Here is a 13,500-nt window from a genome sequence, read left to right on the forward strand (position 1 = left end):
CATCTCCAAAACCACAAAGGAAACCCAACAGAGCCAATAAGAAGGAGCAGTCAGCAAAAATCCGCCCCCAAGGGCCGATTTAGATGCGTAAGCCCTATGCGCGCGCGGCTCTTGTCGGCAAGCGCCTTGAAGACGGTGGTATACTCTTTTAGCTCTTCCATATATATTACCCAATGGCAATATATCAAAAAAGCGTCGCTTTGTCAACCAGTCTGCGCCGCCGGTTTCCAAAGATAAAAAGCGTTTCTACGGCTTCCGGGTAGTACCTCTGCTGACACGGCGAACGCTCTCCATTTTGGCAGTATGGAGTCGCCGGTGCGACAGGATTTTGCCGCTGTCACTAGCGCAGAAATCAAACTTCCGGCATGATTGTGTGTTCAGGACAACGGTTTCAGGTGACCAGCCCGCGGGACGCAAGTCCTGAAAGAGCATCCTTATCCGGAGGAGTCCGCGTTGCGCGGACGTGCTGTGGGTCATACCCCGTCTGTGTCCCATAAGTCAGTTCTTGCAGAGAGGAAGGAGAAAGACGATGTCAGGCAGAAGTCCATCAGGTCGCCGAATCACCCTTTTCGCTGTAGTGCCGGTCCTGGCAATCGCGATGGTGCTCATCAGCGCGTTCCAGGTCTGGGCTTCCGAGGACGATGACCTTGTTTTTCTTGGAAAATCTATCTTTTTCGACACAAACCTGTCGAAGCCGCCCGGCCAAGCCTGCGCTTCATGTCACGATCCGGCGGCGGGATTCGCAGACCCCGACAGCGACCTGCCGGTATCACAAGGGGCTCTCCCATTTGCCGTCAAGAGCCGAAACGCCCAAAGCGTGGGGTATGCCGCTTTCAGCCCGGCGCTGTATTACGACCCGACGCCGCGTCCCGGGATCATGGAAGGCATGTATGTAGGCGGACTATTCTGGGATGGGCGGGCGGACACGCTTGAGGAACAGGCTCAAATGCCGTTGCTCGACCCGCTCGAGATGCATAACCGGAACAAGCGTCAGGTTGTGATGGCGGTGTTGCGTTCCGACTATGCGCCGCTCTTCATCGAGGTGTTCGGCTGGAAATCGCTACGGAGCATGGACGAGGCGTTTGAGTCAGTGGCCGAGGCAATCGCAGCGTATGAGCGCTCTGAGGAGGTAAGCCCGTTCACCTCGAAATTCGATTATTGGCAGGACGGAGAGACTGAACTCACCGAAGCCGAGTTGCGCGGGTATGACCTGTTCACGGGCAAGGCCAAATGCAAGAACTGCCACTCGCTCGACGGCGGTCCCGACGGCAGGCCGCTTTTCACAAATTTCGGCCACCAGAATCTCGGCACCCCAAAGAACCCGGATAATCCATTCTATCTCCTGCCGCCGCCGTTCAATCCCGAGGGCGACGACTATGTGGATTTGGGTCTGGGCGCTGTCTTAAACGACCCGATGGAAAACGGCAAGTTCAAAATCCCCTCGTTGCGCAATGTCGCGATGACTCCGCCGTACGAACACAATGGCGTGTTTGAGACGCTTCATGAAGTGGTCCAATTCAACAACACGCGCGACGTGGCCGACTGGCCGCCGCCGGAGGTCCCCGAGAACGTCCATCGGCACGACCCTCCGATGCCGGGCACGTTCGGCAGGCTGGGCCTGACTGATGAGGAAGTGGATGATATTGTCGCTTTCCTCGAGACGCTGACCGACGGCTATCAACCATGAAAGTGAAAGGAAATCAGGCTCGGCGGAAGCCCGGCCGGATTCAATCCATTCCGCACAGCGCGATGTAACCGATCGCAAGAGGGAACAAGGTGCCGAAATCGCCCATCGAGCCAGCCAGTTCTCGGAGGTTGAATTCAAAACTGCCGATTTTCATCCGTGCCTTCTCCTCCTACACGATCCACTTCCGGCGGATGTTTCGCAGGCTGACTGCGAAGAGAGCCGCGCAGAACGCCGCCAGCAACCCGAAGTCCAGCGGCAACGGCATTTGCCCGACCTGGCTGACCGACGCGTGCAGCACGTCGGCGCCGTAGGTGAGCGGCAGCGCGTACGACAAAGGTTTGAGAAACAGCGGCAGCTTTTCGATGGGGAAGAACAGCCCGCAGAGGAAGATCATGGGAAATCGGAAGAAGTTGGAGAACGTTTGGGCCTCGAACACCTCGCTGACCGCCACGGCGATGAAGAGGCCCAGAAAGGTCGAGGCAACAGCGATCAGGAAAACAGCCGGAATAAACGCGCTCCATGCCACCCGCGACAGATCGACCAGAAACGCCGCTAACACGACAGGCACGGAGGCGTTGGCGATGCCGAATGCAATTGCTCCACCCGTCTTGGCCAGCATCAGGAGTTCCAATGGAATGGGTGCGAGCAGCAGGCGCTCGAATGAGCGCTGCTTCTTCTCGAAGGTCACCGTCACCGCAAGCATGGAGGTTGTTCCGAACAGGATCGAGACGGCCACCACTCCCGGAAGCAGGCTCAGGATGCTTCCCACACCGGTTCCAGACCTGATGAAAAACATGGCCGTCCAAGCCAGAGGGAACACAATTCCCCAACTGACGTTGGGCGGTTTCAAATAATAGGTTCGCATGTCCTTGAGGACGATATTCCAGAAAGCGATCCACAGCTTCATTGGCCGCCTCCCGCTTTTTCCTTCTCTTTGCGCATGGCATCGGCCTCGATGCCGGTTATCCGCACGAATACGTCCTCGAGCGAGGGCCGCATTCTCCGGGCCTCTCTGACCTCGACCCCCTGCTCTTCCAAAAGGCGGATTATCGGCCCGACGCGGACAGGCTCGTCTGCCTCTACACGAATCACGCCGGGCGCGAGGATGGAGAAGTCCAGATCGGCGAAGGAATCAGCGAGCTTGTCCAGTATGTTCGACAGTTGATCTGCGCAGGCAATCTGGACCACGTGCTTCTCCTGGATGGGCTGAACCAGATGCTCGACTGAATCGATCCGGACGATGCGGCCGGACACGATAAACGCGATGCGATCGCACAGCCGCTCCGCCTCTTCGATATAATGCGTAGTCAGAAATATGGTGGTTCCGCCTTGATGCAGATCGGCGATGAGCTGACGCAACTGCCGCGCGCTGGCCACGTCGATGCCGGTGGTCGGTTCGTCCAGGAACAGGATTTCGGGGGTGTGGATGATCCCGGCGGCGATGGTGAGCTTGCGCTTCATGCCCTTGGAATAACCGCCGAACTTGCGGTCCGCCGCCTCGCTCAACCCGAAATCGCCGAGAAGAGCCTTTGCTCTGGTCTGCCGTTCGCTCTTGCCGATTCCGTAAAGAGACGCGCAGAAGCAGAGATTTTCGAAGCCGGTGAGCTCCGGGTAGAGGTTGCTTTCGTCCGGCACCACGCCGATGAGATGCTGGGCCGCCCGGGGATTCTTCACGCAGTCGATGCCGCCGATCCGGATAGTTCCCAAGTCGGGTCGGGCCAGGCCGGTGAGCATGTTGATCGTTGTGGTTTTGCCCGCGCCATTGGGGCCGAGAAACCCGAACAGCTCGCCACGCCGCACGTCGAAGCTGACGGAATCGACGGCAACGACATCGCCGAAGCGCTTGGCCAGATGAGAAGCCTCAATTATCTGAGTGTCCTTCGTCATCTATTTCCTTACGAACCTGAGGATTTCGAGTTTTCAAGGGCGCCGACTCGGTTTTGCCAATGGTCAATACGTCCGTCTTTCAAGTGATATACGTGGTCGAAACCCTCGATCATCCTCACATCATGAGTGACCACGATTACCGCTGACTTATTTTGTCCGGCGATCCGCTTCAATAATTCCATGACCCGTTTCCCTCTGGTTGTGTCAAGGGAGGCAGTCGGTTCATCGGCAAGGATCAAGCGCGGGCTGTTGGCCAAGGCCCGCGCAATCGCCACGCGCTGTTGTTCGCCTCCGGAAAGGAAGGCTGGCAGGTAATCGGCCCTATCAGCGATTTCCATGTATTCGAGAAGCTCCGTAACCCGAGTTTGAGCCTGATTTCCCGTTACGCCAACCAGGTTCAAGGAGAAAAGCACATTTTGCCGCGCCGTAAGAAATGGGATCAGATTATGAGATTGAAAAACGAATCCGATTTTCTCGCGGCGCAGGCGGCGGACATCGACGCCTGTCCAGCCGTTCTTCTGAAAAATTGTCTGTCCATCGAAGACGATCGTGCCTGCTGTGGGTTTAAGAATCAGACTAATGCACAGGAGCAATGTTGTCTTCCCGGAGCCGCTCGGTCCGAGTAATGCCACAAGATTGCCCTCGGAGACGGCCAGATTTACATCCTCGAGAGCTTGGACCTCAAGATGGCCGGATCCGAATAATTTTGAGAGCGCTTCGGCCCTGAGAACTTCCATTCCTATCCTCCCAAAGCCCTAGCGGGTTCCGTCCTTATCGCCCGCCACAGGCCCAAAATGCTCGCGAAAATGCCGCCGATCAAAGCAATGGCGAATGTAATGACATCATCGGAAGGAACCCTCAATATTGTTCTGGGGAACAGCGTGTACGTGTTCTGAATAACAATCAGGCCAAACAGAAAGGAGCTTGCTGTCAGGAGAAGCGATTGTTCCATCACGAGGCGAGCTATCACGAAGTTAGGGGCGCCAATGAGCTTCATGACGGCTATGCTTTGAATTTTCTCCGTGGTGAAGGTGTAGACCACCAGAGAAATGATGACCACGGATACGATCATGAGAAGCGTTCTGAAGAGGAAAAGCTGTTTCTTCATGGTTCCCAGTCGTCCCTTCATCATTAATTGACTCTCTTCTTGTGTGCTGAAGGCCGATAAATAGAGCCATTTCTTGATATACTGCGCTACCTGGTCACGGTCTGCGCCAGGCTGCAGGCGGACAAGAATTGCATTGATAATGTGGGTATCCGCTTGAAGCAGAGGAACCAGTTTTTGTGATTGGGCGGGTGATAAATACGTCTGCTTCGATAGAGTTTGAAGAAGCCGCTCGCGCTGGGCGCGCACCTCCTCATTGTCTTTTTGGTAGAGCACTTCCTGGGCGTCAGGCAGCGAAAGGTAAACGAGGGGTTCTCCATCGGGAGAGATTGCTTCTTTGGCCAAACCGACCACTATATAGGTGTGCAGGCCCAGGCGTATTTTGTCTCCAAGGCTCACTCCCAATTTTGGATGGGCTACCATTTCATAATGAGCTTGTTGGATGCTTCTGCCGGCGTATATCTTTTTCGGTCCGCCTAGTCCGCCAAAAACGTCATAACCGACAATGCTGAAGCGCCGGCTCCTGCCGTTTATTACTCGCTCCACAACGTAAAAGATGAGAGGACTGGCTTTTTCGACTCCCGGTGTCGCCCCGACCCTGTAGTGATAATATTGGGGCAGAGTGGACTGCTCGTTGAATGGTCCTCCTCGATATCTCTCCACGACCCAAAGATCGGGATTCGTCACTCGAATGAAAGCGAGTCCCTCAAAAATAACTCCGCGATAGATGCCGTTCATGGCGAGGACAATGGTAAAGAGCAAGCCAACGCCTAGAACCGTGGCAACAAAGCGGCCCTTATGAATCTTCAGGTCGTATACCGCTAAATCCATGAATCAGCTCGCGCTCGCCTCAAGTTCCGGTTTCACATAATTGCCAGGCTTGATTCCCGCCGGGTTGATTATCACCATGTCACCCTCTTTGAGTCCGTCTATTATCGCTACTTTCCCCCCGTTTTCAAACCCTGTCGAAACAGGACGGAAGCTTACGAGCGCATCGGAGACCAAGAAGACCCCTTTCGAGCCTTTCTGCTGGGTTATGGCGGACAGCGGAGCCACAGGGGCTGTCTGAGTTCCAGTTTGAATTTCAACTTCCGTTTCTTCTCCGATCACCAGAGGTTCCGGCAAGGAGTCAAACTTCACATCCACTTCCAGTTCGCGAGTCACGATATCCGCCTCCTTATTTATGCGGACGACCTCTCCCTGAAAGACCCGTCCCGACCTGAGTCTGATGGAAGCTTTCTGTCCCTCACGCAATTCGGCCAACTTCGTTTCGTCTATCCACGTGGCTGACCAGACCTGATAATCCACCATTTGGAAAATGGGCAGTCCGGGAGAGATGGTGTCTCCGACTTCCGTCGTTCGCGAAGTAACGAGTCCGTCCATAGGAGCAAAAATGCGGGTATACGCGAATTCCGCCTCCGCCGCACGTTCCCTGAAGTCGGCCTCCTGAAACTCCGCTTCCGCAGCGGCTATAGCATGCTCGGAAACAGTGACATTGCTCTCGGCGACTTTGAGCGCGGCCTCAGTAGTGTCAAAGACCGCTTGCGAAATGATGCCGTTTTTCAGCAACTCCGAATATCGCCGATAATTGCTTTGGGTCAATTCCAGATTCGCCTGGCTTTTTAGCAGGTCGGCCCGGGCCCCCGATAGAGTCTGTTCGGCTCGATTTTTCGCAGCGCGAGCGCCGGCCATTTGCGCTCTTAATTGATCAGAGTCCAATTCGGCCAGAAGTTGCCCTTTCTTTACTCGTTCCCCCTGGTCCGCATAGAGTTTCACTAAAATACCCGTTATTTTGGCGCCCACCGCGACCGGCACCCGCGACTGTACCGTTCCCGGCCCCTGCACCAAGCGCTGAATCTCCGCTTTCCTGACTAAGGTAACAGCGATCGAATGACGATACCAGAATAATCGATAGGCCAAAAGCATGATAACGAGGACGAAAATCAGAAGCGTAGCGATTTTCTTCCCATTTAATGGTTTCATTTCCGTGAATCCTTGATGTTGCTTGATTGAAAAATGAGATGATTTGATTTCAGTCTTTCCGCTTTGGGCGGACGGTATTCTTTGCTTCCCCATGGCATTTCCTGTCCTGTTTCAGCGAATGATTGCCGTCATTTTGCAGTTCTTCGGGTCCGTGACAATTCTTGTTGCCCTGGCACAGGCACGGCGGCTTCTTCTTGCCGGCTGGCCGCTTGTGCGCGAGCGCCGCGCCGGCTTGGGAAATCCATTCAATCGCCTCTTTCCATTGGCCGAAAGCTTCTTCGTTCAAACGATAGTGTAGAAAATAGCTATGACGCTCCGGCGTCACCAGACCCATTTCTCGAAGGGCGCGAAGGTGCTGCGATACAGCTCCCTGGCTGACACCCAGTCGCTCGGAAAGCGCTCCAACGCACAGCGTATGCCGCTTCAACAAGTACACCATGCGAACACGCGTCTCAGAAGAAAGGGCTTTGAAAAAGCGGGATAATTCTTTGATGTCGTCCATAAATGAGGCCGCCGAACTGTTTTAGTACATGCTAATATGATATAGGGTGTATTGGCGTTTGTCAAACGGGGATTGTAACGCCGGAAAAATTGCTTGAAAAAACATGAATCGTGGCGTATTATTTAAGCAAATACTTAATTGAGGGCCATCATATGGAAAGTAGAGAAGCTGAACTGTTCAAAGCGCTTGGGGTTGAATCGCGCATCAAGATCATAAATGCCCTGAGAGAAAGGGGGCCCCTGGGCGTGAACCAACTGGCAAAAGAGCTGGGTATTACTCCCGCCGCTGTTTCTCAACACTTGAAGGTGCTCAAGCTGACAGGACTGGTGCGGAGCGAGCGAAAAGGATATTCAATTCCGTATGATATTGACCACGATGCTCTCGAACATTGCCAGGAAGTCCTTTCAAAGGTGTGCGCCTGTGGATGCCGGGGAAAGGCGCGTGCTCGCAAGGGGCCGCGGAAGGCGGCTCATGATAGCTTAACGCTTCTCAGGAAGTATGAACAAGAACTCCGGAGGGAACTCGAAGCCGTCCTTTCCCGAATTCACGAGATCGAGCGGAAGGCGTAATTTTTTTTTCAAATTTATTTAAATTATTGCTTTAATACTTAATGACAGAGACTTGAACGGGATGGGGGCTTCAGCGACTCTGATATCTGACGAAAAGGAGGTGATACAAATGTCTTCGAAGAAGAGCAAGGGTTGTGGATGTGGTTGCCAGTCTTCGACGAAAGAGGGCGCCAAGAACCCAAAGTCTAAGTCAAAAAGGAAGTAAGTTAGTCTCTCAGACTTAAGCTGTGAGCTCGGCGGGAGAAGGATGCGCTCCCGCCGAGGCTCGGCTTTGCATCAGGGACCAGCGCTTAAGCGGCTGGATCATACAAACTCGAGTCTCAAAGGAAAGCGCCTTAAAAAAACCTCGTCACCTTCTCCGTTGGAGACGCCATATTCGTCCATTCAAGCCTATACGCAGATTGTACATCAATTTGCTCCACTTTGTTAATAGATTTCTTCAATTGTTCCGCGTCCGATTTTCCCAAGGTATTGAAATGTGCGAGGAGATGAGAATTCACGGAGATTTATGAAAAAGAAAGATGGAAGATATAGACTGTGCAGAAATACAGCCCAATCGCAATGAAGAGTAAAGCGGTTATGCGGCGTGCCCACAGCTCGAAGGCGGTGATTCGGTTGAACACTTTTCCGACCGAATGCACACCGGACGCTATGAGGATGGCGAACAGAGCGACGGGCAGAGCCGTGCCGATGCCATAGACCGACGGCAACAAAGCGGTCGATCCGGCGCTGACGGCGAGCGGGATCAGGCTTCCGAAGAACAGCGCCGCGGATACCGGACAGAACGAGAGCGCGAAAATGATCCCCAATAAAGCCGCGCCGCCGACGCCCATTCTCTCTATTCGGCGTTTGAATGAATCGCTCAGGCCGATGCCGGGAAGCGAGAAGCGGAAGACGCCCAAAAGGAATAATCCGACCAGAATCAGGACAGGTCCGAGAATCTTGTTCATGTTCGACTGCAAAAAGAACGATATCTGAGGCGCGGAAAGCAGGCTCTTTACCAGAAGGGCGCCCAGGAACAGGTATGTGAATGCCCTTCCCAATGTATAGAGGATGCCGCTTGCGAACACGTGGCGGGGGCTGCCGACGCGCCTGCCGATATAGGACATTGCGGCGATGTTAGTGGCGAGCGGGCAGGGGCTTATCGACGTCAATATGCCGAGCCACAGTGCAGAAAAGGCGCCCAAGACAACTTCAGTCATGAATTACTCTCTTTCAAAAAGTCCGCGGCTTCCGTCTGGATATAAGAGAAGAATTCCTGTTTATTTCGGACCAACTGCCACACTTTGTCGAGGTTCTTCCATTTTGTTTGCTTACCATCCTGCACAGCGGAGAGAACAACTGATTGCGCGTACAACTGGTAATCGTTCACGAAATGTTTGTTCTCGGCGACTGTGATATCGATGGAGCGCCAAACGAGCTTGCCCTTCTCCAGTTCTTCCGCAAATTTCTCCTTCAACGCCTCTTCCGTGTACGCCTCAATCGTGAGGCATGTTCTGCACCGCCTGTTTCCATGGAAATAAGACGCGACAATCTGGTTTGATGCGCTATTATCCTGCGATGTCGTTTGGTCTTTCCCCGGCAGCGCGTCGTTCGAAGGCCTCGATTGAACCGATTGTTCCGCAGATATGCCTTCGTTGTCCCCGCCGGAAAAGATCAGATAGATGGAGATTGCGCAGATGGCCAATAGAAAGAGTGTGGTAATTGATTTTATTTTCGTCACGTTACGGCTCCTTTACAGATGCGGCCGCGTCCAAGGCTTCTCTCGCGTCACAAGACGCCGCCTGTGGACGACGGTCTCCTAATCTATTTCCTTTGGTTGTCGACTCTCAAAACCAGTTCTTCGATTTTGGCGCGCACCGCGTTCTCGTCCGAGAAATCCTCGCATAGCCAGACCAGCCGGTCGCCCTCGAGCACCACGAGAACCGGGAGCATGATAGCATCGTACTTTTCCATCAGCGGCTTTGCCGTTTCGTTCTCAAGTTCATAATCGATCGTCTTGAAGCGCATCCGGCTTGAGAAGTCTGCTTTTAATGCCTGCACGATTCCCTCGGCTACCCTGCATTGTTCGCGGGTGCACGGACAACTCATTTCATTCACGAACAGTATGGCAGAAAGGGCCAGGTCTGACTCATTTTCTCCTGTTTGCGGGCTGCTTCCCGCGGCGCTTCCCAGCACTGTGCCTTGCTTGCACGCGGTGCCGAAAAGAACGAGAGCAAAAACCATTTCCAACAGCAGAGCGCGCCGAATCAGCCGCATTATTCCTTCCTTTTCTGTGCTTCTTCCTGAAGCCATTTTTTTATCTGCTCCCTTTTCGGAACGCGCCCAACCGATTTGACATCTTTATTGAAAACAAGAGCAGGCGTTCCAACAGCGCTATACTCGGCGATCTGATTGATGTCGGTGACGTGCTCGACATCGGCTGCAAGCCCGAGCTCGCCGAGCGCCGCCATGACCTCCTGCGTCAACTGCTCGCATCTCGGGCAGCCCTGTCCGAGCACCTTGATCGTGAGTCCGGCAGGCTCGTCATCGTCGACCGGTTCGCCCAGGTACCTGCGGTATTCCCGCAGCAAAGCCCTCTCGTATTTCGTCTCGGCCGCCTGCGGGATGTAATTTTTCATGTTCCGCATCTCCTCGACGAGGGCGCGTTTGAGCGCTCTCTCCGAATCAAGGTGACGCCGCCGTACGTTCTCAAAGGCCGTTTCCAGGCTGCGCAATCCGATCGGTTGCCCGTCGACCAGGATGCGAGTGATTTTCGGTTGTACCTCTTCTTGGCTCATTCTCATCCAAACCGCTTCAGAAGCTCAGCACGTTTCTGCGGGTCATCACGCAGGGGAGGGCAGTCGTCGGGGCCCGCTTCTCCTGTGGCGACCGCGGCCGCGAACGCCATGCAGGTCTGCTTTTTGCAGAGACCGCAATTGGTTCGGGGAAGCAGCCGGAAGATATCGAGCGGCTTGAGACTCGAAAGGCTCCAGGTCGATGGCCGAATTTCCTGCTTCCTCTCGGCCACATCATTCACAAACTGCCGAATCCACTCAAAAACCTCTTGCGCCTCGTCCTCGTCCCTCAGAGGATTGATGAGGATTTTATCCGGATAGATCGCGAACGTTTTCCCGGATTTCCGGAACCGGAGAAACGGGATATTAGGCTCGTAAATGCACGGCGCGAACTCGGCGTTCAGGTATGGCAGCAGTTGCGTCAGGTCATCGTCGAAATCGACCTGTGCGACGACGGCCACAGATGACGGCAAACATTCCGGCGTGCTGACCGTCAGCTTATATTTTTGAAACAGCATGACATTCTCCTCGTATGCACTCTGAATCGGTGGGGACAGACTCCATTCTATGAATCCACAAACGGAGAATCCACAAGCGGGATTCCGTAAATGGAGTAAGCCTCTTCGCTGACATTGATGCTCTTGGGTCAGTCTCTGCCACGGAGAAATCCCCCTTAGTCCCCCTTTCCCAAAGGGGGAATGACTGCATGCGAGCATTAATGCTGGCTCGAAAGACAATCCCCGGTGTTTTCCGCAAATGGAGTCAGCCCCCTTCGCTCTTGGCCAGTCCCTGCCGCCTCCGTAAATGAAGTCAATCGGCGCCGTGCCAGCGGTCCTTCATCTCCTTCAGCATGCTGAGCGGTGGGAACGCGATCGCTTGTGAAGGGCAGAGGCCGGCGCAATTGCTGCATTGCACGATGCAGTTATAAGGCCGGGCTGCGACAGGCCGCGTGTTCTGTTCGTCCCAGTCGTATGTGTTATGCGGACAAAACTCGAAGCAGGTCTTGCAGCCGTCGCATTTCTCATAGTCGACCGTCGGGTACCATGGGATCTTTTCCCGCGGGATGCCTTCCCATTCAAGCTGGTCCATTTCCGTCTTCTCCTACTTTTTCAGCCACTTTTCGATGTCGGACGCCTTCGGCACTTTTCCTTCGATTTTTTTCTCGCCGTCAATGAAGACAGCCGGAGTGAACATCACGCCTCGGTCCACGATCGTATCGAGGTCGGTGATGTGCTCGATAGCGACATCGATACCCAATTGCTTCACGACCTTCGCGACTTCTTGCTCGGTTTTCTGGCATTTCGCGCAGCCAGGTCCGAAAATTTCGATTTTCATGGATTACCTCCCATTTTCACGCGATGACGGCGCCGTAAATCATGCCGCTAATCGTCGCCATGATTACCACCAGCACGCAGTACACGATTGTTTTTTGCGTCCCGATTACGCTCCGAATCACGAGCATGCTCGGCAGGCTCAATGCAGGCCCCGCCAGCAGCAAAGCCAGAGACGGGCCCGGCCCCATTCCATTGCCCATCAGTCCCTGCACGATCGGCACTTCTGTCAGCGTGGCGAAATACATGAATGCGCCGGCTAACGAGGCGAAGAAATTCGCCCACAGGCTGTTTCCGCCGACCACGCCCGCGACGTATCGTGCGGGAATCAGGCCACTATCGACGCCGGGCCGCCCCAGGAGGAGGCCCGCCGCGAGCACTCCGAAGAACAACAGCGGCATGATCTGTTTGGCGAATCCCCACGTGGTCTCGACCCACTCGGAAAGCTCTTCTTTATTGAACCACTTCCAGAGGATGATGGATAGCGCGACAGCGAAAGCACCTGTCAGCGGCCAGTGAATGCGATACACGGCATCCCACAAACCCACCGGCTGCGCGGGTTTGCCCCATGCCGCAAAAACCAGGATCGGAACCATTGCGCCAAAATACATGGCCGTCTGGGCCAGCGGGCGAGCTTCTCCTACAGGAGCTGCCGCGGCGGCCGCAGCTTTTTTCTCACTCTCTTCCTTCCGATAAATGAAGGCCATGATCAGGCCGATCACAACCGAGAAGATGACGGCGCCCACCGCTCGCGCGAGTCCCAACTGCCAGCCGAGCACGCGAGCCGTGAGAATGACGGCGAGCACGTTGATTGCCGGGCCGGAGTAGAGGAACGCTATCGCCGGACCGAGCCCCGCGCCGCGCCGGTGAATGCCGGCGAACAGCGGCAGTATCGTGCACGAGCACACGGCCAGAATGGTCCCCGATACCGACGCCACTCCATAGCTCAGTATCTTGTTGGCGCCCGCACCGAAGTACTTCATCACCGACGCCTGCGAAACGAAACAGGCGATTGCGCCCGCAATGAAGAACGCCGGCACGAGGCAAAAGAGCACGTGCTCGCGGGCGTAGTCCTTCACCATGAAGAACGCCTCGGCGAGAGAGCTTTGAAAACGAGGATGTCCTACCGGAAGAAAATATGCGAGAACAAAAGCTCCCACAAGCAATGCGAATTTTGTTCGTTCCTTCATATCTCACCTCTACTGCCATCTATGGCGAAAGCGCCATGAATCGCCGCAAAAAAATCAGCGCGCCGAAAGAGCCTCTTGCTGTGCTTTCAGATTCTCTTCCATCACCTGTTCGACGCACTCGAAGAAATTCAGCACGCACGGGCGCGCGAGCCGATAGAAGGATTTCGTGCCTTCTTTCCGGTCGTCCACCAGCCCGGCCTGCTTGAGGAGCGCCAGATGTTTCGAGACGGTTGACTGGTCGGCGCCGACCAGATCGACGAGATCGCAGACGCACATTTCGCCGTGCTCGTTCAGAGCGTCGATCATCAGGAGACGGCTCGGATGCGCCATCGCCTTGAGGATATTGGCGCGCATCTCATAGATTTTCTTGTTCCTGTTTTTCATATCAATGGTCATTTTACCATATAACCATGAAAAAGGCAAGAAGAAGATTCGTTCGGTTCACATCGATAGGCTGGAGCCGCTCCGG

The 13,500-nt window shown here is 54.6% G+C and carries 17 protein-coding genes; 2 read left to right on the plus strand and 15 right to left on the minus strand.

What is annotated here, in order from left to right:
- Nucleotides 1–529: 529 nt before the first annotated feature.
- Complete coding sequence (locus tag C4520_16540) at nt 530–1,687, plus strand: cytochrome-c peroxidase (GenBank protein ID RJP17374.1); 1,158 nt, start codon at nt 530–532, stop codon at nt 1,685–1,687.
- Nucleotides 1,688–1,856: 169 nt separating this feature from the next.
- Here the strand turns inward: C4520_16540 and C4520_16545 are convergent, their stop codons facing one another.
- The 6 genes from C4520_16545 to C4520_16570 are packed head-to-tail and all read right to left on the minus strand — an operon-like array spanning nt 1,857 to nt 7,164.
- On the minus strand, nt 1,857–2,594 hold the full coding sequence (locus C4520_16545; GenBank protein ID RJP17375.1) for an ABC transporter permease: 738 nt from the start codon (nt 2,592–2,594) through the stop codon (nt 1,857–1,859).
- On the minus strand, nt 2,591–3,574 hold the full coding sequence (locus C4520_16550) for an ATP-binding cassette domain-containing protein (protein RJP17376.1): 984 nt from the start codon (nt 3,572–3,574) through the stop codon (nt 2,591–2,593). The genes C4520_16545 and C4520_16550 overlap by 4 nt, the downstream gene beginning before the upstream one ends.
- A gap of 8 nt (nt 3,575–3,582) precedes the next feature.
- A complete protein-coding gene (locus C4520_16555) occupies nt 3,583–4,311 on the minus strand; it encodes an ABC transporter ATP-binding protein (protein RJP17377.1) in 729 nt (242 codons plus the stop codon).
- Between the two features lie 2 nt (nt 4,312–4,313).
- Nucleotides 4,314–5,510, minus strand: a complete 1,197-nt coding sequence (locus C4520_16560) for an ABC transporter permease (GenBank protein RJP17378.1) — start codon at nt 5,508–5,510, stop codon at nt 4,314–4,316.
- 3 nt (nt 5,511–5,513) lie between these two features.
- On the minus strand, nt 5,514–6,755 hold the full coding sequence (locus C4520_16565) for an efflux RND transporter periplasmic adaptor subunit (protein RJP17379.1): 1,242 nt from the start codon (nt 6,753–6,755) through the stop codon (nt 5,514–5,516).
- Nucleotides 6,712–7,164: an ArsR family transcriptional regulator gene (locus tag C4520_16570; GenBank protein ID RJP17380.1), complete on the minus strand. Its 453-nt coding sequence runs from the start codon at nt 7,162–7,164 to the stop codon at nt 6,712–6,714. Before C4520_16570 ends, C4520_16565 begins: the two co-directional genes overlap by 44 nt.
- 152 nt (nt 7,165–7,316) lie before the next feature.
- Here C4520_16570 and C4520_16575 point away from each other — a divergent pair, with 152 nt between their 5' ends.
- Nucleotides 7,317–7,733 (plus strand): ArsR family transcriptional regulator, encoded by a 417-nt coding sequence (locus tag C4520_16575; protein ID RJP17454.1) that lies wholly within the window; start codon nt 7,317–7,319, stop codon nt 7,731–7,733.
- Nucleotides 7,734–8,239: 506 nt separating this feature from the next.
- Here the strand turns inward: C4520_16575 and C4520_16580 are convergent.
- The 9 genes from C4520_16580 to C4520_16620 all read right to left on the minus strand — a co-directional run bounded on the left by C4520_16580 (nt 8,240) and on the right by C4520_16620 (nt 13,415).
- Nucleotides 8,240–8,935, minus strand: coding sequence for a sulfite exporter TauE/SafE family protein (locus C4520_16580; protein RJP17381.1), 696 nt, complete (start codon nt 8,933–8,935; stop codon nt 8,240–8,242).
- On the minus strand, nt 8,932–9,456 hold the full coding sequence (locus C4520_16585) for a hypothetical protein (protein RJP17382.1): 525 nt from the start codon (nt 9,454–9,456) through the stop codon (nt 8,932–8,934). Before C4520_16585 ends, C4520_16580 begins: the two co-directional genes overlap by 4 nt.
- Nucleotides 9,457–9,539: 83 nt before the next feature.
- Nucleotides 9,540–9,992: a hypothetical protein gene (locus C4520_16590; protein RJP17383.1), complete on the minus strand. Its 453-nt coding sequence runs from the start codon at nt 9,990–9,992 to the stop codon at nt 9,540–9,542.
- Nucleotides 9,992–10,354: a thioredoxin family protein gene (locus C4520_16595; GenBank protein ID RJP17455.1), complete on the minus strand. Its 363-nt coding sequence runs from the start codon at nt 10,352–10,354 to the stop codon at nt 9,992–9,994. The genes C4520_16590 and C4520_16595 overlap by 1 nt, the downstream gene beginning before the upstream one ends.
- Before the next feature lie 161 nt (nt 10,355–10,515).
- Nucleotides 10,516–11,226, minus strand: a complete 711-nt coding sequence (locus C4520_16600; protein ID RJP17384.1) for a Fe-S cluster protein — start codon at nt 11,224–11,226, stop codon at nt 10,516–10,518.
- 94 nt (nt 11,227–11,320) lie between these two features.
- Complete coding sequence (locus tag C4520_16605) at nt 11,321–11,599, minus strand: ferredoxin family protein (GenBank protein RJP17385.1); 279 nt, start codon at nt 11,597–11,599, stop codon at nt 11,321–11,323.
- Between the two features lie 12 nt (nt 11,600–11,611).
- A complete protein-coding gene (locus C4520_16610; protein ID RJP17386.1) occupies nt 11,612–11,845 on the minus strand; it encodes a thioredoxin family protein in 234 nt (77 codons plus the stop codon).
- A gap of 16 nt (nt 11,846–11,861) precedes the next feature.
- A complete protein-coding gene (locus tag C4520_16615) occupies nt 11,862–13,031 on the minus strand; it encodes a permease (GenBank protein RJP17387.1) in 1,170 nt (389 codons plus the stop codon).
- A 54-nt stretch (nt 13,032–13,085) separates the two neighbouring features.
- Nucleotides 13,086–13,415, minus strand: a complete 330-nt coding sequence (locus C4520_16620) for a transcriptional regulator (GenBank protein ID RJP17456.1) — start codon at nt 13,413–13,415, stop codon at nt 13,086–13,088.
- Nucleotides 13,416–13,500 lie beyond the last annotated feature (85 nt).

Source organism: Candidatus Abyssobacteria bacterium SURF_5 (assembly GCA_003598085.1).
In the GTDB taxonomy this organism is placed as follows: Bacteria; Abyssobacteria; SURF-5; order SURF-5; family SURF-5; genus SURF-5.